We start from the raw sequence: 19949 nt of genomic DNA on the forward strand, positions 1-19949 counted from the left end.
TCATCCGATTCCCCAAGAACCTCTATATGCAAATAAGTATAAATAAGTTTCGATATCCGAACTATTTACTTATAGATGTACCATTTCGTACACAAATTTATATTTTCAAATTCTCCTAACAGAACCCAGAAATGTCTTAAAAATAAATTTAGGATTGAAATAGCACATCTTTAGATCACTTCAACTGCAGCTTTACTCTTAATGCCGCTAACTGTCTTTGGCTTAAAGTACTTGTCCTCATCTAATGTTGCAAAGGCAAGTATTATAAATACCCAACTTATAATAAAGGAGTATCTATCCTGTGATTCAGTGATTAAATATAGCAAACCATAGCCACAGTATATTATATAAAACAGATTTATTATTGAATTTTTTAAGTACTGCTTTTTATTAAATAATCCTTTGTAGGTTAGTAGCATAATACCTAAGTAGAATATCTGACTGTAAAAATGAGCTGAATATCGAAGATCAATAGTTATATCATTAGGTTTCAGCTTGGAATGGGACCAATAAATAGCACCAAAGTCCCCTTCAGCCCACTGCATTGTATACTTTACAAAGAAGAATTTTCCAAGTTCATTTAATGGAGTCTTTGTTAGTCTCTCAATCACAAGATTCTTTGCTGCTTCTGAAGTTTTCTCGTAATCATTATTATATTTATCACCTATATTGGAATCATCATAATTAAACCTTCCATAAGTCTTTATATTTGACCCTTTTAATATAGATGTCCATTTAGGCTCGCTGCCTCCCCAAAGCTGCTGCTCTGTAATTCCTTTAAAAATAAGGACATTACTTACTATTACTAAAGGAACTAAGAAGCCTGCTAATATATAAGAAGAAGCTAATATCTTTTTCTTCAGTTTTTCTCTGCTGTAAAATATTAAATACATTGTATAGGCAACTATCATTACTGATCCTACCATTCTAAATAGATTGCCAACGCTTAAACTTAAGGCCGAAAGTAATAAGAACCATGAAGGCTTTTTATTTTTTACAACCAAAATAAAAACATAAACACTGAGCATATAAAAAGGTATTGCCATATTCTCTGAGCAATAAACCGCACTATAAATTAAAATTGGTGGGTATATAGCCGCTATATAACTTGTCCAAATTGCCTTCAGCTTTGAATTAAAAACTTCTTTAGAAATTAAATAACAGATAAAAATTGTACTTGTGGAGCATATCACATTTATAAACTTTAATGTAAACAAAGAATAAGTGAAGAATTTCCTAATTAAAGCGAAGTATAAAATCGTAATAGTCAAATGTGGAAATCTTGCATAATAACTATGTCCTTTGAACATAGCATATTGACCCTTTAAAAAGTATTCACTTCTCATATACATTCCACCAAAATCTGATACTGGTACACTATTTATAGACATTATCCATGCTAGTCTTAATATGAAACCAAAGGCAACAATTACTATAATTAAAGTCCTAGTTTTAATATTCTTTTTTATGCAGTAATTTAAAGCTAATCCACAGATAATAAAAAATACTGCAAATAAAAAGTCCTTATAACTCATAACTTTTGAATACTGCTCAACTAAATATAAAACCGATAATATTACAAGAGCTATTAAGAATTTGAGGCTTGTATTTATTAATTTTGATAAAAAATTTGCTTTGCCTGACATGTTTCTCCTCCTGCCTACTGTCCTTAGAAATTTTAATAGTTATTACTATTTTTATTCCATTTGATATGATACTCCAAAAGCAGACAGAATTCAAATTTTCTTTTAATAATTATAGATGTCCCCTTAATGCTATAAATTGTTGAAATAAAGCTTCATAGATTAATCAAAGCTTTATTTTAAGTTTTAAGAGTTGTAGTGTACATTATAATGTAATAGGACTAAATTATATGCCAATAACGCCAATACATGATTTATGGATTAGTATAAATCATGTATTGGCGTTATAGCTTTAAAGCTTTCTTGCTAAGTTGTCTAAGCTATTAGCATTTTTGCTTATTTCCTGGATTGTGGCTGATATCTCTTCAAAAGCAACAGCTTGAGATTCAAATATTTTACTAGTTTCATTTAACTTACCTGATATGTTTTCTACAGCAGTTTCTATCTTAGTAAGAACGCTGTCTATTTTCTTAATTGATTCACTGCTAGAACCAGATAACTTTCTTATCTCCTGCGCGACCACACTAAACCCTTTACCCATTTCTCCGGCTCTTGCAGCTTCAATTGCAGCATTTAAGCCTAACATATTAGTCTGATGTGATACTGATTCAACAAATCTTATAATGTCATCGGTTCCTTTTGCACTATCCGATGCTATCTTTACTTCTTTTAAAATCTCCTTATCATTGGCAGATATAGTCTGAACTCCTTCTGTCAATGCTTGGATAGAAGCTGACATCTGTTCAAGTGAGGATGCTAAAGCCTCTGAGGTAGCCAAAACCTTATTTCTCTTCTCTAGTGATTTTCCTACCACTATAGCTCCTACTACCTTATTTTCTTCCTTTATAGGAATAGCATATGACTTGAATGGGATCCCATAAACCTCTTTTGGTACATCCATAATGACAGTTTGTCCAGTGGTTAAAGCCTCATGTATAGCTCCACCCTTAGGCACCTTTTCTCCAGCCTTCGCTTTTAGTTGTAACCCCTCACAATTCATTACTTCTAAATACTTCTCAGCATCAGTAATAGCAAAGGATGCCTCTTCATCAAATAAAATATTTAAAAATGGCAATACATTGTAAAAAGATTGTAGTATGGTATTTTCTGATATTTTCAATAGATTGTACCTCCTAGAAAATTCTATATCTTTATTTTTATAATCGCACATAACTTCCAAAACTTTAACAAAACATACTTATGCTCAAGTATATTGGTAAAATATAATGTTTCGAACATAAAACTACCTTACTTAGAGTTATAATATAGTTTATACGAAATAAACTTGACTCTAATTTGTTCATATAGGATTTTCTTATGAAAGGATAGATTTTTTATGAAAGATTTTTTCTTATCAACTAATAGAATTGGTTTTTCCTCATGGAATGAGAGCGACTACGATGAAGCAATGGAACTTTGGGCAAATCCAAACGTAACTAAGTATATAGTTGCCAGCGGAAAGATGTCAGAAGAACAGGTTTTGGAAAGACTACATAAAGAAATGGATACTTTTAATAAATTTAAAATTCAATACTGGCCTATCTACCTTTTAGGAACAGGTGAAGCTATTGGTTGTTGTGGCTTAAGGCCCTACGACTTAGAAAACAATATCTTAGAACTTGGTGTTCATTTAAAAGAAAGATTCTGGGGCAAAGGCCTGGCTATAGAAGCATGCAAAGCAGTAATTGAGTATGCCTTTAGTATTTTAAATGTTTCAGCGCTTTTTGCAGGACACAACCCAAATAATAAAGTATCATCAAAACTTCTAAAAAAGTTAGGATTTCAATATTTGCGTGATGAGTTTTACCCACCAACCAATCTAAATCATCCATCTTATCTTCTGAAAAAGCAAGATTACGATAAGAATAATATATCCTATTGATATCTGTATTTATTACTTATACGATATGTAACTATATTACACAAGGGTTCCATCACTAAAACTTAAGTTATGCATGTTCAAAACCCTGCACCTATAAACTTTTATTATGGATAACTTAATAGGGAAAGTGGGAACCCTATGTCACTTCGATTCGAAACATACCATTACTTTTTTATGACATCAAAGCTCTAACCTTCAATATAATATACAGAGCTAGTGCAACCCATATTGCTATTATCAAAACAGCAAAGGCATAGCTCTTTTTCTTTATATTACTATACTTTTTTTCCGCCTCAGCTCTACACTCTTCCATAATACTCTTGGGTATCGATTTAACAGCTAAAGCAATACCTAGCGGCAATATTATCACATCATCGACATAACCTAAAATAGGTACAAAATCTGGTATTAAATCAATTGGACTCAAAGCATAACCTACTACTAATAAAATAATTAGCTTTGTATAAATAGGTATTTCTTTTCTTCTATAGGCTAGATATAAAGCTCCAATTTCCTTCTTCATATTCTTAGTTCTATTTCTAAACTTTTTTAAAGAAAATCCAAATATATTAGTAAAACTTTTAAGCATAGTATCTCCAACCTTTATTTTATACAAAAAACTTAATTGTAAATTTTTCTTCTTTATGATTATTTAGACATAAAATCTAATATTATTACAAATACTTATACCATAGGAGGTGATAACATGGAATTTATATTAAATTTGTTTAACGACTACGGTTATATTATATTGTTTCTATCTTTAACTCTTGAATTAATAGCTTTCCCACTACCTGGAGAAATAATGATGACTTACTGTGGTTTTCTTATTTATGAATCTAAGATGAATCTATATGGTAGTTTGGTTTCAGCTTCCATGGGAGTCATATTAGGAATAACTATTGCATATATTATCGGAAACAAACTAGGTGTTGATTTTATTAACAAGTATTTTTCTTATTTCCATATAAATAAGAACACCTTAGAAAAGCCCTCTAACTGGTTTAACTCTTATGGAAACAATTTATTAATATTTGCATATTTTATTCCAGGTGTAAGACATATAACAGGATACTTCTCAGGTATAAGCAAAATATCATTTAAAAAGTTTGCTATCAATGCCTATTTAGGAGCTATATTATGGACCTTCACCTTTATATCCTTAGGCATGTTCTTAGGTCCAAATTGGGAGAAACTTGATAGTTATATTTCAAAATATGTATCATATATTTTTATACTTATTCTTATAATTATATCAGCTGTATATTCATACAAAAATAAAGGTTTCAGACTAATTAAGTTTAGCTTTAAAGCTCTAAATAATAGTATTATATATATTTATTCCTTCACTAAAAGCAAGCAGATGATGAATATAGTGAACTTAGCATTTATAGGTATTTTAGCTCTAATTATAGGAATAATTCAAGATTACATAACATCAGACTCTACTCACTGCAATTTTATAGCAACTTATTATATAAAGGGTATATTTAATAATCATTTGACTAAATTCATCCCTATATTTAGGCTATTTACTTCTTATGTAATTATAATACCTTTGATATTATTATTTTCAATTATAATAATAAAAAAGAGTTCATCACCTACCCTTAACCTTCAATTTCTATTTACTACTATTGTTGGTGGAGAAGTTTTGTGCTCTTTACTAAATAACATCTTCAAATCACTTAGACCAGCATCTGAACTCTACAACAGTTCTTATACTCTTCCTAGTCACGAAGGTATTATGTCAATTGTTGTATATGGCTATTTAACCTATTTATTATTAGACAATATAAGAAATCCTGCAGGTTCACTACTCTTATGTTCCTTAGCTTTATTAATTTGCACTTTCTGTGGTATAGGAAGCTTACTTTCAACAGTTGATAGCTTGTCTGATGTTTTGTCCGGTTATGTCTTTGGTCTAGTATGGCTTACTATTAATATTGTGTTATTAAGAATATATAAAATTATAAACTGTGATGACAGCTTATCCTTAGCCTAATAGTACTTTTATACTAAAAATAATATTTTAGTAATTTAAAACAAAATAGACTTTAACTTTATATGAAGCAAACTAGCTAAAAGCCACCTTTCAGTGATTAATGGTGGCCTTTTAAATTCTACTTGGTTTGATACTATAGTTCTAATTGATTTGATGTGCAGAATACTAAATAGCATCTACTAAATTATTAAGCATTAATTAACAATAATAATCTATAATATACTCCATATCTATTAGGCACTTTCTCACATTTCTATTCTTCATATTAGCCTCAGCTTTTATTACATATCTTTTAATAGTCCTTATATCAATATTGTATTTTTCTAAAGTACTTATATTATCCTTAATAAACTTGTATAACTGCAGAATTTCCTCTTCGCTTATTTCAAGTTTCTCAAGCTTTCCTATATATTCATAAGCCTTATCAACATCTAAAATACTATTGTCTTTAGGTAATTGAACTAGATCTATATTTCGTTTTATATCAACTCTACCATTAATATCATTAATCAGCTTTTTAAGTCTTTTTTCTTGCGAATCTAGCAATGGCAGCCCTATATTTAACTGAAGCTTAATATCTCTAGGAAGCTCTAAGCCTTCAGGAACATTAAAAGATAATTCCCTGTTTTCTAAAACCTTTGATAATATCTCATCCTTCTCCAGATCTATCTTTCTTAAACCTTTACTTATCTCCCTAACAAGTTCTGGATTAAGTCCAGTATGTTGCTGAAGATGTATTATTCCAAGTCTATAAAGCTTACCAGTTTCAAGGTTTTTTATGGTATATCTATACTTTAATGCTCTTCCGCATTCGCATCTCATTTCTCCAGTTCTAGCTTCAGCCTCCTCATATTCTAACAACACCCATTTAAGTAGTTTGTTCATGGAAGCCTCAGGATCATCAAGCTCCTCTTCTGTAAGTGCAGCTCCTAATTTTTTTGCCCAGCTATTTAACCATTGGGTCTTCTTCCCTCTCTTAACATAGTTCTCTAAGAAGATTTTTTGCTCTTTGTTAAGAAGTTTGTAAGCCTCTTCCATTAATTCTCTACTCAAAATTTTATACATAAACTCTCACCCATTTTTATTAATAATTACTCAAAAGTTTTTGAAGTGCTCTTTGTACAGAATCCTTTGATGTTCCCCAAGGAGCATCTGCATTTAAGTAATCAAATTTTTTTATAAACCACTGTAATTCTTTTTGTAACCGTTCCAAATTGTCAATATGTATCTTATTGGTAATATCAATGAATTCTTTACGATTATCTGAACTTTTTATATGGGAACTACCTTCTAGTATATTGGAATGATGCTTATTACAAAAACCATTGGAAGATTTATATAGTTCTCTAAACTCACTATCCTTTATCCAAAGGTCCACAAGCACCTTAACCATATCCTTATTGTGCTTTTTTACATTAGAACAAATAAAACAGTTATTTTCTAAATCAACAGCGGTTTCTTTATCTACATCCTTATTTTGTTTAAACAGCTTATTTAAAATAGATTGATCTGTCTTTATTGTAACCTTGCCTTTTTTAGCATCCTTTAGCTTTTCATTTATTATCTTATCTAACATTATAGCTAAACCAAGCTTATCACTTCCTCTATTGAGCTTTTCTATGTGTGTTGAGCAAAACTTGTATTCAGCTCCTATCTTAGGATAAAAGTCAAGATCCATGACTCTTTCTCCTAGAATCGAATGCATTAGCTGTTCCTCATAGCTTTTCTCTAGATTGCATAGTGCACATTCTGTTGTTTTATGTTCAAAGGCTTCATAAAGCTTTATTTCTTCTAATTTCAGTTTTTTCATACTCTCTCTCCCTAGTATATTTTTGGTTATATTTAAAATTATAACTTATTTCAAAGAAAACCATTAGAAAAACTTTATGTAAAATACATTTTTCTAAGGAATAAAAGGCTAATTCTCTTATAAGCTTTTATGCCTTTATTTTTAGAACGGTCGACTAATAAATAATAGTCATTACCTATAAAACCCTATGAATCCCTGTTTAACTTTAAAAAACTTAATCATAATAAATTATGCGTTAATCATACAAAATACTTTAAAAAATTTGAATAAAGCTTATATTTTCAGACTTTGACTTTCCTTGACCTTTAATTTATTATATAGCTGTAAGGTAAATTAAATATAATTCATTAGGAGGGATTTTAAATGTTTGAAATGATACCTTTTAGAAAAAACAACTTATCTGGGAGAGATGATTTCTTTGCACCATCCTTTAAAAACTTCTTTGATGATGATTTCTTTACAGCAATGACAAACATAAACGAAAGTTTTAAAGTTGACTTAAAAGAAACAGATGGAAACTACCTAGTTGAAGCGGATCTTCCCGGAATAAAAAAAGAAGCCATAGATATTGATTACTCTAATAATTATCTAATAATAAGTGCTAAAAGAGATGATTGTATGGAAGAGACAAAAGAAAATTATGTACGCCGTGAAAGACATTATGGTGAGTTTAAAAGAAGTTTCTATGTAGATAATGTAGATGAAAATAAAATTGATGCATCTTTTAAAGATGGTGTTTTGAGGATAGTTCTTCCAAAGATGACCAAAGGCCAAGATAGAAAAAGAAAAATCGTTATCCACTAATATATAAAAGTACTGAAAGCTCAATAGCTTTCAGTACTTTTATTATTTATATAGCAACCTTATTACTATATTTTCCACATCTATCACCAAAACAGCCTATAGTACTATCATTTTCATTGATTTTAACAACTTCACATCTGTTTGGACATCCTTCACATTCAAAGCTTTTTGAAACAAATTTACTTTCAGCAAGATCAAATCCTTTAAACTTACTTACTCCAGTTTTTTCTACAGATGCTTTTGCAATAAGCGCAGCACCTATTGCTCCCATCATATTGTAGTGTTCAGGGACAAATATCTCAAAGCCTAATGCATTTTCAAATGCTTTTTTCATCCCTTTATTTGCAGCAACTCCACCTTGAAAGAAAACCTTAGATTCTATGTCTTTTCCCTTACCTATATTATTCAAGTAATTTCTTACTAAAGCATCACATAGTCCTCTTACTATATCTGATTCATTATAGCCTAGTTGTTGTTTATGTATCATATCTGATTCTGCAAATACAGCACATCTTCCTGCAATTCTTACAGGTGTTGTAGATTTAAGTGCGTATTCACCAAACTCTTCTATTGGAATATCTAGTCTTTCTGCCTGCCTATCTAGAAAGGATCCTGTTCCTGCAGCACAAACAGTATTCATTGCAAAGTCAGAAACTACTCCATTCTTTAATATGATTATTTTTGAATCCTGACCACCAATTTCAATTATAGTTCTTACATCCTTATCAATTTCTAAAGCAGCAACAGCATGAGCTGTAATTTCATTCTTTATAGCATCTCCACCAATTAAAGTTGATGCTATATGTCTTCCACTTCCAGTGGTACCTGCTGCGCTTACCTTTATACCATCATACTTCTCTTTTAAGATCTTAAATCCTTGTTGAATAGCATTTATAGGTCTTCCCTTTGTTCTTAAATAAAGTTTTTCAATTACATTCATTTTCTCATCTATAAGTACAAGATCTGTACTTACTGATCCAACATCTACGCCAAGGTAGTACATTTCATCTTTCTCCTTTCAAGTAAGTCTACAAAAGCTTCTATTCTAGTAACATATCCAGCTTCACCAGTCATTTCATCAACTACTAAAGACATAATAGGAAAGTCTTTATCGCTTGATATCTTTGGCAATATGGACTTCGAAACAATTTCTGGCATGCAGCCCATGGGGAATATTTGAATAGCTCCATCAAAGCCTTCTTCATATGCTAACACAGCTTCCCCTATGCACTCTCTAGCATGGCCCCCTATATATAGAGGAAGATATTTCTTAGATCCCTTTCTTATATCAAGAGAATTTAATTTTGTGGGAATTAAAGCAGTATTCTTCACCCACCAGCTTGGTGTTAATCTTCGCTTAGTTGAAACCCCATAATCCATTAATTTATCTTCAATATACAAATTAGAAAATGGCTCAATTACTGTATAAATTTCTCCTATTATCGCTATCTTAATAGGATCCTTAGTTTTATCTTTTTCCACTTTATCTAACATTGATTTGTAGTTTAAAAGTACTTTAATCATTTCTTTAGGGTTATCTGACTTAATTGCATCTATCTTACATCTGTTTAATAATCTCTTACACTGTCCATGATTTTTCTCATAGCCAGCTAAATAATGAGCCTTAGCTTCTATTTCATCTATTAATTTTACAACTCTTAGACTGTCAAACAGTACCCTTAACTTCTCATATTTATTTTTGCTACTTTCTGAAGAAATTTTACTAACTCTTGAGAACAATTCTCTTATTCCTATATCCTTTGGAGCATCTATTACAATAAACTCCAAGTCATGACCTAATTTTTTCAATAGGTTCATCTGCATCTCGCAATATTCTCCAAAGCGGCAAGGCCCGCAGCTTCCTGTTATTATTACAGTATCTGCTCCCTCTTCTATTGCTTGAATATAATTACCAATCATTATCTTAAAAGGAAGGCATATTTCTTCTGGAGAATAAAGAGCTCCAAGTTCAAGAGATACTTTGCTATTTTGTTTTGGTATTACATATTCTATGCCAAGTCCATCAAACATTGCTTTGGCTGCAAGATAGACATTGCCCATATGTGGAAAGGTTATCTTCAAGTTAACAACTCCTTTCAAGCATATCAACAAAGGCTTCAACTCTAGTTTCTAGTCCTGCTTCTCCAGTATGCTCATCAACTTTTAAAATCATAAATGGAAAATCTCCTATCTTATCTTTAATAAGCTCTACTATTACAGAATCAATTCCACAAGCAAAGGAGGATATATATATTATTCCATTTACCTTTTTATCTAAAGAAGACTCCACCGTAAAACCATAAGTGTTTCTAGCAAAAGTCCAAAATGGTCTCTTATAAAGCGTTTTTACCCTACTGTCAATAAGCTCATCCTCCATGTACTCTTCAGTAACTACACCTACCCCTAATTTATTGAGCTTTTTAACTATGTTCATATTGATAAATTCATCATAAATATTGTAAGGATGCCCTGCCAATGCTACATTTAAAGTATAATTTTCATTCTTTATTCCTGTTTTATATTTTTCCTGCTCATCAATAGCTTTATGGAAAGCATTTTTTATTACAGCTTTATTTTTAGTAATAGTTTTTCCAGCTTTTTCTGCCCAATCATATAGCGCTTCCTCGCTAGAAGCATAAATAGGCTCAATTATAGCTTGTGGCATATCTGGTATACTACTTAGAACCATTTCTGGAAGACCACAAAACTTAGGACATATATATTCCCTAGACCTTATCTGCATAATCCTAGGAATTACAATCACATCACACTTATTCTTTAGTAATGAAACATGACCATGAAATATTTTTATAGGTAAACAAGCCTCGTCTACGCAGTATTTGACACCTTCATCTAACACCCTTTTATTAGTATCCGTGGAAGTTATTATTTCAGCTCCTAACTCACTAAAAAATGTTTGCAAAAAGGGATGATACTTATAGTACAAAAGTCCCTTAGGAATACCTACCTTCATTTATACCTCCATAATTATAGATAAATGGCTTCTTTACTATATCTCAAATTAATATGAGAACAGCATATATGTAATCTATATTCTAAGAAGCATTTTATCTTTTTTTCCAAAAAACTATATCACCTTAATATAGAATTCAAATAGCTAATAATTTAATTATTGATATGACTTAAAATATATTATGAGCTTTTATAGAGTTTCTAAACTTAACTCTTAATTTATACAAGTCTAAAAGTTCTAGTGATTGATATTTTATAACAAGTATAAACTAAGTTTCCATATAGAAACTCTTTACTAATTTCTATACTAAAATGGTAATAGTTTAACACAAACTCTCACTAAAGTAGTATTATCTATTATTAGAATATTATTCTATTTTCTTATACAGATTTTTTTTAAATTATAAAACCAATACCCTTAAGAAAATATTTACATATAACCATTTAATTGTTAGAATTTATAGGTAGATAATTATTTCTACAATTTTTAATAAAATATCTTATAAGGAGGACAAAATGAATAAGCTTAAAGAAAACTTAAAATTTATATTAACTACTTTTCTTATTTTCTCGATGATCATAATATGCGTATTTTACTTTAAATCCTATAGAAAATATGACAACTTATATTATAGTAATATCTCAAGGGACTTAATTATGATAAATAGTAATTGCAGTTCTTTAAAACAAGAAATCGAGCAAATCATCACTGATAAAAATGCTACACAAGATCAAATTATAAATATTCAGAGATTAGCTTTTGATGTAGAAAATAAATATAATAATATTAGTTTTAATAACAGTAATTATGCCGAATATGATGACTATACTAATCCAAAGGCAAAATACGAGCCTTTTAAGAAGTCTAATGAATACATAACCTCTTTACTTGATAGCAGATTATATAAGAATAATATAATTACAATAAATGATAAAGAAGCAAACACTTTAAGTAACCTTTCAGAATTTTACTCAGAAGTTCTAAAAACCTTAAAGCCTTATGTTAACAATGGAGATGTAAAACCAGAAGTTGTATCAAGTGACAAATGGATTGATATTTTAGATAATATAATAAAAATATCTAATGTATATGAAAACTATGTTTAACATAAACCTTATAATTTTGGACAATCACTAAAATTAAATATAAGATTTTGATTATAGTTAATTAGAATATAGTAGCAATATACTAATTAACTATTTTTTAATGTCTGCAAATACTAAAAAACTTAAACCTTCAGAGGTTCTAGCTTAAAAGCAAAGTTTTATGCCTATTTTCAATGCTATCTCATAATATCAATCTTAAGGACTTTATTAGCTCATACTTATATCATAACAACAAAATTTAACCAATAGCTTGCTATTATATGTTATTATAGTAAAAAACAATGCCTGAAAAGGTAAAGATTTAGGATGTGATATTTTTGATTATTAATTCTGATAATGACTTAACTTCCCTAAGGAAAATCGGAAAGATAGTTGCTGAAGCAAGAGAGGAAATGCTTAAAGCAGTTAGGCCAGGTATAGCCACCAAAGAACTTGATATGATCGGTGAAAAAATCCTTTCTTCTTATGGTGCAAAATCAGCACCAAAATATGAATATGATTTTCCAGCAACCACCTGCATAAGTATCAATGAAGAAGCTGCTCATGGTATTCCTGGTTCAAGGATTATAAGAGAAGGTGACTCTGTAAATATCGATATTTCTGCAGTTCTAGATGGCTATTTTTCAGATACAGGTGCAACTATTGTTGTATCACCTGCTTCAGAAATAAAAAAACAACTTTGTGATTGCTCAAAGCTTGCATTAAGTAAAGCAATAATGAAAGCTAAAGCTGGTAGCAAAATAAATCAAATTGGCAGAGCAATCTTCAATGAAGCACATAGTAATGGCTTTACAGTAATAAGAGATCTTACTGGACATGGCATTGGAAAAAAGCTTCATGAGGCACCTGAAAATGTACTAAATTACTTTGATGTAAATGACAATACAATACTGAAGAATGGCTTAGTTCTTGCAGTGGAAACCTTTATCTCCACTAAGGCTGAGCATGTTATGCAAGATACTAATGGTTGGACCTACAAAACTCCTGATAATAGCTTTGTGGCACAATTTGAACATACCATAGTTATCACAAAAGGGGAACCTATTATTTTAACTGCTATATAACAACTAACATGACTCTTAGTAAGGTAGTAAGAGAATTTTAATCTTATATAGTAGAAGAACAGTAACCTAAAAGCCTGAATAATTAAATCAAAATTTTATAAAAATAAAGGAATAATACAATTTATTTCTTTATTTTTATTTATATATCAGTAAAAATATGTTTCTTAATTTTAGTATGTGGTATCTATCAGCATAACATTTAGACTTTTTAGGGAGTGATTTTATTGCTTACATATAGATTTGCAGATGATTTCGATGTTAAACTTCTTGCATCTTTAAGACTTGATTTTTTAGAATTGGTACCTACTGATGACGAGTATTATGAAATTAGAGAAAATGTAAAAGATTATTTTAAAGCTAAGTTATCTACTGGTCAGTGTGCGGTTATGCTAGCTGAAGATGATGCTGCAATCATTGGAACTGGTATCTTGTTTTTCTATGATACTGTTCCCTCAGTATCTAATAGAACTGGACGATGCGGTTATATAGAAAGCCTTTATGTTCATCCAGATTATAGAAGACAGAAAATTGGTACTTTGCTACTAACTAAATTAGTAGAGTTTGCTAGAGAAAAAGAATGTCTTTCTATAATGTTAAATGCAACTGAAGAAAGTAAAAATCTTTATTCCCGACATGGCTTCAATGCTAAAGATAACTATATGATTTATGAAATTCCAAACAAAATGTTAACCAAAAATTCTGACCCTGTCCACCCTAATTATGTAGATATTTAGAGTAATAGATATTGCAGCTCTATAATCCTAAAGGATACTAGAAATAACTTTAACTAGTAATTAGTAATTATGGCTTTATTGGTTTATATATTTTAATTTAAGTTAGTTCAGATATAGGGCTTACATATTAAAACTAAACTTATACTTATTTGATAATCGCTGCTTCTGGTGATTGTATGGCACGCATAACTTAATAGTTGAGTTTGAAATCCTAAATATAGGGTTACAAGATCAAACTTTAAGTTATGAGTTTTACTTGCAATAGATTTTGCAAGATTTTAACGGTGAGTATAACTTAAACTTCGAGCCTTGAACCCTATAATATAAGAAACTCATAAAGAATTATATACCATAAAGGCTGTTACTAATATAATATTAGTAACAGCCTTTATGTCTATAAAATCCTTATTACTTCCAAGAAACCACTGCATCTTTTCTTGGTACTGTTCTTTGATATTTAACTGCTGGATATCCAATAACCATACAATTCACTATTTTTTGACCTTCATTTAATCCTAAGAATTCTCTAATAGCTTTATTTGTTTCAGCTGCTTTTATAAAGAATCCACTAAAGAAAGTTCCAAGGCCTAATGCATCAGTCATTAATTCCATATTGGAAGCTGCTAAAGAAGCATTAACTTCTGAATCTGATACTACAAGCACTACTGCTGGAGCATTGAAAAATAGCTTGTCCTGTAATGGATCTGCCTTAAAAGCTTCATACATAGTAATCCACATCTCTGCATATCTCTTATAAGGCATAGTTTGAGGAGTTAAGTTTGCAAGCATATATTCTCCTGCATTTTTTAAACCTTCGAAAGCAAGGTCCTTTAACTCTTTTATACCGTCTTTAACTACAATATAAGAAACATTTTGAGCATTTGTTCCAGTTTGAGTAAATCTTCCAGCTTCAATTATCTTATTAAGTTTTTCAACTTCTACATCCTTCTTCTGAAATTGTCTTACTGTTCTTCTAAACTTAATGAAGTTTAATAATCTTTCTGGTTGTATTTCAAACTCTTCTTTATTATAAGCTTTCACATCTTCCATATTGTACTCATCTGTTGATACAGCTTCCTTTGGACAAACCGCTATACAATGTCCACATTTGAAGCAAGCTTCATTTTTTATTCTAGCTTTTCCATCAACTAACTCAATATCTCTTACAAAACAATCCTTTACGCACAAACCACAGCCTATACACTTTTCTGCATTAACATTCATCATATGGTTACACTCTCCTACTCTCTATCAAAGTCTTTTAGGCATTTAAGACTTTTTAAATAATATTTTAGACTAAAAAGATTATAACACTTGGTTATTATATTAGTCTAACTTATTTATTTATACTAATAGCTGTTTTTTATGCATATAGCTTTATATTTTGGTTACTTCCTCATGTTTTGGCATATTTATCATCCAATTATATTGCATAAAATATATTCAAAAAAATAAAGGGAACTTTTCATTATAAGTTCCCTAAAATCTCTGTTAAAGTAAGGCTTATTTTATTATTCCTGTGTTAAACAAAAGCTTTCCTAGCAATTTGTCTATGGATATTTCTCTGTTTCCTAACATTGTCTTAACTGCATTTAGTAAGACGCGAACATCATATTGCCCTTCATAAACCGGTGGAACTATTTTGTCTAATTTTAATAGTCCATAAACAGCCATTATTGCTGATCTTACAGAGTATTCTACTGTAAATACGCAATCATTTGGTATTTCTGAGAATTGTCCTAAGAAAGCTAGGTTGGTAGAACCATTAGGAATAACTGCTGGACGATCACCTTTTCTACGAGGCATAAACTGGCTTGTTATATAAGGCATCATACATGGAATAACCTTACAAGAAGGAAGTATTTCATCTATCTTATCTTCTAAGCCCATATGATAAAGAAGTTCCGAGAATAATTCTGCTCCTGTACAGTCACTCATCTTCTTATTAACAAAATCTCCAACCTTATCTGGGAATAAACCGTATGCCCAAAGAACTTGAACATTGTCAGGTTGATTTATAAAATGTGGCTGCTTTGGTGTAACCCATGAAATAAGCCAGCTTGAATCCTTTATGGTCACAACGCCTCCCATTCCAGGCTCGTCTCCAGTTAAATTTAATAGATGATCAAATACAGTAGTATCGTCTGTTATAGTTACAGTAAAAGAAAGCCATTTTGATTTATCGATATCACCACAAAATACTTCTGGATGTCCAAGTTCAGGGTCTTGTTTAGCGATGTTTTCCCATAAAGTCCAGCAGCCTCTTTCTTTTTGATTTCTATTAAGTATAGCTGGTGTATCTGTGTTACCCAAGGTAGAATTCTCTGTCATTGATCCATTGGTTACAAATACTAAATCTTCAGAAGTAGTATTTATAATTTCTTGGACACCCTTTCTATTAATATAAATTCGTTCAACAGTTTTTTCATCTTCAGAAATCTTTATATCTAGATTAGTAACCTGTACTCCGAGCTCCATAACCACACCTGTATTTTTTAACCAAGTAATTAAAGGTAGTATTAAAGAATCATATTGATTATATTCTGTATGAAGGATGCCATCTAGTTGATTCATACCTCCGATTAAATGCATAAAACGTACCATATACCTTTTTACTTCTAGTACACTATGCCAGTTTTCGAAGGCAAACATAGAGCGCCAAAAATACCAGAAGTTTGTCTCAAAAAAGTGAGGCTTGAACCATTGTTCACAGGTGGCATTCCCTATTTCATCATCATGAGCTAATACTAACTTATTCAAGGAGATAATATCTTCAAATTCCAATCCTAAGGTAGAAAAATCAGCCTTATGCCCTTTGTTTTCTACTAATCTACAGTGCGATTTTATTGGCTCTGCAATATTTAGTTCTCTAAATTCATCAAGAACTGTTCTCTCAGGGTTTGTCAATGAAGGTATAAAACTAAATAACTCGTACAAACATTCCATTCTAGATTCTAATTCTCTTCCACCACGAGCACTATAGCCATCTTCTGCATTGCCAGCACCATCCATACTTCCACCAAAAACTTGAGACTCTTCTAGAATGTGAATATTTTCTGGTGGCATATGTCCATCCCTAATTAGAAAAGCTGCTGCAGCAAGAGAGGCAATTCCTCCACCTACTAAATAAGCTTTCTTCCTTTCAATACCTTTTTGAGGCACTGTATTAATTCTCTCATAATTTTTCATAAGCCTTCACCCTTTCATATACAAAAAATTTAATATTATATAAGGCACTTCTTAATAAAAATTTATATTTTTGAAAAGCGGTTTAAATAAGTAATCTGTAAATATCGTATTTCTAGATTTAGCATAGACATTTACAAGCTACTCTAAGTAAGTGTCCTCTTTAACTACAATATAGTTTTTTGCATAAAATTTTACAATTTACAGAAAAGACCATTTGTAAAATATCTTTACAAATTACTCCTATTGTAATTTTAAACATCAAAAAAACACAGATTTGTCAATTATCTGTGTTCTTCTTCATATCTTAGCATTGCCTGTCTTATGGTTCCGTCAACCAAAAACCCTACATCTGCAATTATAGTTTCCGGTTTTTCCTTCATGTCCTCTTCCATCCACTTTCCAACCAGGGCTATAAAAGCCGGAGTATAGAAGTCAATTATAAACTTCTTATAGCTTTCTGGAACATTTATTCCTTCAGAGATTTCATCTATAATTTTCTTTAATGAATTAGATGTATTAGAAAATAGAAATCTTTCAAGATGATCTCTCCCTATGGAGTGAAGGGTATTGATGCAAAAGGCCTTATTTTGCTCTATATATTTAAACGCCTCAAGATATCCTTCCTTCCAAGTAGAATAGGATTTATTTTGCTCCAAATAATATACGGCTTCATTATTATAAATCCACCCTAACAACTGATAAACATCCTGAAAGTGATAATAAAAAGCTTGTCTTGTAACTCCACAACCATCTACAATATTTTGTATTGATATCTTATTAAAGGGTGTCTTCTCCATTAGCTTTTTTAGCGATTCTGCCATTAATTGCTTAGTCATATATGAATTTGCCATTAAACTCCTCCTATATAATCTTTTCTATAGTATTCGAAACTCATTTCCTATATTATCCAAACCACTTCTTAAATTAAGTCTGTGTTAGTTTCATCAAGTGGTAAATTATGTTCTATCTTATCATATTATATCAAAATATAAAATGCCTATGATACAATTACTTATTACTTACATAGTAATTGTATCATAGGCAATAATATTTTTCTTTAATTTTATAGCATTAACTTACGTAAGATATCTATATTACAAAATTATAACTGATTAATCATGCTTGCATTATAAGCAGCACCAAATCCATTATCTATATTAACAACACTTATACCATTGGCACAGCTGTTAAGCATTGATAAAAGAGCTGCAAAGCCTCCAAAGTTCGCTCCATAACCAATACTAGTAGGAACTGCAATAACTGGCTTGTCTACTAATCCACCAATTACACTTGCAAGAGCTCCTTCCATACCAGCGATTACAATCACTACTTTAGCTCCTCTTATAATATCAAGTCTAGCAAATAACCTGTGTATTCCCGCAACCCCTACATCTACAACCTTCTCTACTCTGTTTCCAAGAATCATTGCAGTCTCAGCTGCTTCTTCTACTACAGGCAAGTCAGAGGTTCCAGCAGAAACTATAGCTATGTAGCTTTCAGTTGGTTCTAAAGCCTTCTTCCTTATAGTTATAGTCCTTCCAAGTTTGTTGTAACAAGCATCATCACATATTTCTTTCACAGCCTTAAACATTTCTTCACTGGCTCTAGTAGCTAGTATATTACTATCCTTGGTAAGCATAAACTCAACTATATTTTTTACCTGTTCTACAGTTTTACCTTCACAGTATATTACTTCTGGATAACCTGTTCTTATCTGTCTATGGTTATCAATTACAGCAAAACCCAAGTCCTTAAAAGGTAGATCTTCTATTTCCTTAGCTGCAGTATCTATTTCTATCTCATTGTTTTTAACTGCTTCCAGTAACTTTTTTATATCGATCTTATCCATAATTACCTCTAGTTAAGACTCTTTTTTTGTATAGTAAATAGAGCTTTCTCTTCTTTTTTCAAAACTTCATTCATGCTGCCTGTTCTATATCCTAGCATGTCTAGGGTAACATAAGTAAATCCAATTTCTTTAAATCTTTCACCTATTTTATTCATGACCTCAATGTCAAAAAATTGTTTTCTTTCTTCTGGTGAAACTTCTATTCTTGCGATTTCTCCATGATGTCTTACTCTCACTTGTCTTATGCCCATATCAAGAAGGAACTGTTCCGCTTGATCTACCATCTTAAGCTTTGGCATGGTTATCTTATGTCCATAAGGAAATCTCGAAGATAGACACGCAAAGGATGGTTTATCCCAGGTTGGCAGTCCAAGCTCCTTAGATAATTCTCTTATATCATTTTTTGTTAAACCTGCTAGCTTTAACGGACTTATAACTTTCAATTCTTTTGCAGCCTGCATCCCTGGTCTATAATCACCATTATCATCTAAGTTAGAACCATCAAAAACGTATTCTACCACATTTTCTTTAGCCACTTCTTTTATCTTTGTGAAAAGCTCTTTCTTGCAATAATAGCATCTATTTTTAGGATTACTAGCAAAGCCTTCTATATCAAGTTCTTCTGAGGAAATTATTAGATGCTTTACGCCCATGTCCTTAGCATATTTAATGGCTTCTTTTAACTCTCTCTCTGGGTAAGTTGATGAGGTAGCTGTCACAGCTATTACCTTGTCACCTAGAACTTCATAAGCAACCTTTACCAGAAAAGTACTGTCTACTCCACCTGAAAAAGCCACTGCTGCACTTCCTTTTTCTTTAATTATATCTTTTAGTAATTGAAATTTCTCTTTAAGCAACATATTACTCACTCCTAATTTCTTATTAATCT

19 protein-coding genes are annotated in these 19949 nt (G+C 30.9%); 6 read left to right on the forward strand and 13 right to left on the reverse strand.

Annotation, left to right across the window (positions count from 1 at the left end; translation table 11 throughout):
• Window positions 1–170 precede the first annotated feature (170 nt).
• Entirely contained in the window at window positions 171–1646 is a 1476-nt protein-coding gene (locus GXK57_RS04170; RefSeq protein ID WP_160671899.1) for a glycosyltransferase family 39 protein, read from the reverse strand.
• 289 nt (window positions 1647–1935) lie between these two features.
• Window positions 1936–2763 (reverse strand): methyl-accepting chemotaxis protein, encoded by an 828-nt coding sequence (locus tag GXK57_RS04175; RefSeq protein WP_202127671.1) that lies wholly within the window; start codon window positions 2761–2763, stop codon window positions 1936–1938.
• A gap of 216 nt (window positions 2764–2979) precedes the next feature.
• Between GXK57_RS04175 and GXK57_RS04180 the strand changes: the two genes are divergently transcribed.
• Window positions 2980–3525, forward strand: coding sequence for a GNAT family N-acetyltransferase (locus GXK57_RS04180; RefSeq protein ID WP_160671906.1), 546 nt, complete (start codon window positions 2980–2982; stop codon window positions 3523–3525).
• A gap of 172 nt (window positions 3526–3697) precedes the next feature.
• On the opposite strand, the gene GXK57_RS04185 is transcribed toward GXK57_RS04180, so the two are convergent.
• Window positions 3698–4114, reverse strand: a complete 417-nt coding sequence (locus GXK57_RS04185) for a YkvA family protein (protein WP_160671909.1) — start codon at window positions 4112–4114, stop codon at window positions 3698–3700.
• A 117-nt stretch (window positions 4115–4231) separates the two neighbouring features.
• Here GXK57_RS04185 and GXK57_RS04190 point away from each other — a divergent pair, with 117 nt between their 5' ends.
• The gene (locus GXK57_RS04190; RefSeq protein ID WP_160671912.1) at window positions 4232–5530 is read left to right on the forward strand and encodes a VTT domain-containing protein; all 1299 of its coding nucleotides are present in this window, start codon (window positions 4232–4234) and stop codon (window positions 5528–5530) included.
• A gap of 198 nt (window positions 5531–5728) precedes the next feature.
• Here GXK57_RS04190 and GXK57_RS04195 read toward each other — a convergent pair whose 3' ends face one another.
• Entirely contained in the window at window positions 5729–6595 is an 867-nt protein-coding gene (locus GXK57_RS04195; protein WP_160671915.1) for a hypothetical protein, read from the reverse strand.
• Between the two features lie 19 nt (window positions 6596–6614).
• Window positions 6615–7340 carry a DUF6062 family protein gene (locus tag GXK57_RS04200; RefSeq protein ID WP_160671918.1) on the reverse strand — a complete coding sequence of 242 codons (726 nt, stop codon included), beginning with the start codon at window positions 7338–7340 and terminating at the stop codon, window positions 6615–6617.
• Window positions 7341–7703: 363 nt separating this feature from the next.
• Here GXK57_RS04200 and hsp18 point away from each other — a divergent pair, with 363 nt between their 5' ends.
• Window positions 7704–8144 carry a heat shock protein Hsp18 gene (gene hsp18, locus GXK57_RS04205; protein ID WP_160671921.1) on the forward strand — a complete coding sequence of 147 codons (441 nt, stop codon included), beginning with the start codon at window positions 7704–7706 and terminating at the stop codon, window positions 8142–8144.
• Between the two features lie 46 nt (window positions 8145–8190).
• On the opposite strand, the gene GXK57_RS04210 is transcribed toward hsp18, so the two are convergent.
• Genes GXK57_RS04210 through GXK57_RS04220 form a run of 3 tightly spaced genes read right to left on the reverse strand, consistent with a single transcriptional unit; the run spans window position 8191 to window position 11118 of the window.
• Window positions 8191–9147, reverse strand: coding sequence for an acyl-CoA dehydratase activase (locus GXK57_RS04210; protein ID WP_160671924.1), 957 nt, complete (start codon window positions 9145–9147; stop codon window positions 8191–8193).
• Window positions 9129–10226, reverse strand: coding sequence for a 2-hydroxyglutaryl-CoA dehydratase (locus GXK57_RS04215; RefSeq protein WP_160671927.1), 1098 nt, complete (start codon window positions 10224–10226; stop codon window positions 9129–9131). The genes GXK57_RS04210 and GXK57_RS04215 overlap by 19 nt, the downstream gene beginning before the upstream one ends.
• Window position 10227: 1 nt before the next feature.
• The gene (locus GXK57_RS04220; protein WP_160671930.1) at window positions 10228–11118 is read right to left on the reverse strand and encodes an acyl-CoA dehydratase activase-related protein; all 891 of its coding nucleotides are present in this window, start codon (window positions 11116–11118) and stop codon (window positions 10228–10230) included.
• A 515-nt stretch (window positions 11119–11633) separates the two neighbouring features.
• On the opposite strand from GXK57_RS04220, the gene GXK57_RS04225 reads away from it, so the two are divergent.
• The 3 genes from GXK57_RS04225 (at window position 11634) to GXK57_RS04235 (ending at window position 14022) form a co-directional block, all read left to right on the forward strand.
• Window positions 11634–12224 (forward strand): hypothetical protein, encoded by a 591-nt coding sequence (locus GXK57_RS04225; protein ID WP_160671933.1) that lies wholly within the window; start codon window positions 11634–11636, stop codon window positions 12222–12224.
• Between the two features lie 317 nt (window positions 12225–12541).
• Window positions 12542–13288, forward strand: a complete 747-nt coding sequence (gene map, locus GXK57_RS04230; protein WP_160671936.1) for a type I methionyl aminopeptidase — start codon at window positions 12542–12544, stop codon at window positions 13286–13288.
• Window positions 13289–13512: 224 nt separating this feature from the next.
• On the forward strand, window positions 13513–14022 hold the full coding sequence (locus GXK57_RS04235) for a GNAT family N-acetyltransferase (protein WP_160671939.1): 510 nt from the start codon (window positions 13513–13515) through the stop codon (window positions 14020–14022).
• Between the two features lie 408 nt (window positions 14023–14430).
• Here the strand turns inward: GXK57_RS04235 and GXK57_RS04240 are convergent, their stop codons facing one another.
• From GXK57_RS04240 to larE, 5 genes are all read right to left on the reverse strand, one after another.
• On the reverse strand, window positions 14431–15249 hold the full coding sequence (locus GXK57_RS04240; protein WP_160671942.1) for a nitroreductase family protein: 819 nt from the start codon (window positions 15247–15249) through the stop codon (window positions 14431–14433).
• A gap of 276 nt (window positions 15250–15525) precedes the next feature.
• Entirely contained in the window at window positions 15526–17211 is a 1686-nt protein-coding gene (locus GXK57_RS04245; RefSeq protein ID WP_160671945.1) for an oleate hydratase, read from the reverse strand.
• A gap of 281 nt (window positions 17212–17492) precedes the next feature.
• Window positions 17493–18062 carry a TetR/AcrR family transcriptional regulator C-terminal domain-containing protein gene (locus tag GXK57_RS04250; RefSeq protein WP_160671948.1) on the reverse strand — a complete coding sequence of 190 codons (570 nt, stop codon included), beginning with the start codon at window positions 18060–18062 and terminating at the stop codon, window positions 17493–17495.
• Between the two features lie 251 nt (window positions 18063–18313).
• Complete coding sequence (gene larB / locus GXK57_RS04255) at window positions 18314–19060, reverse strand: nickel pincer cofactor biosynthesis protein LarB (RefSeq protein ID WP_160671951.1); 747 nt, start codon at window positions 19058–19060, stop codon at window positions 18314–18316.
• Window positions 19061–19068: 8 nt separating this feature from the next.
• Window positions 19069–19920 carry an ATP-dependent sacrificial sulfur transferase LarE gene (gene larE / locus GXK57_RS04260; protein WP_160671956.1) on the reverse strand — a complete coding sequence of 284 codons (852 nt, stop codon included), beginning with the start codon at window positions 19918–19920 and terminating at the stop codon, window positions 19069–19071.
• Window positions 19921–19949: the final 29 nt, after the last annotated feature.

The organism is Clostridium sp. C8-1-8 (genome assembly GCF_009928445.1).
GTDB lineage: Bacteria > Bacillota > Clostridia > Clostridiales > Clostridiaceae > Clostridium_AR.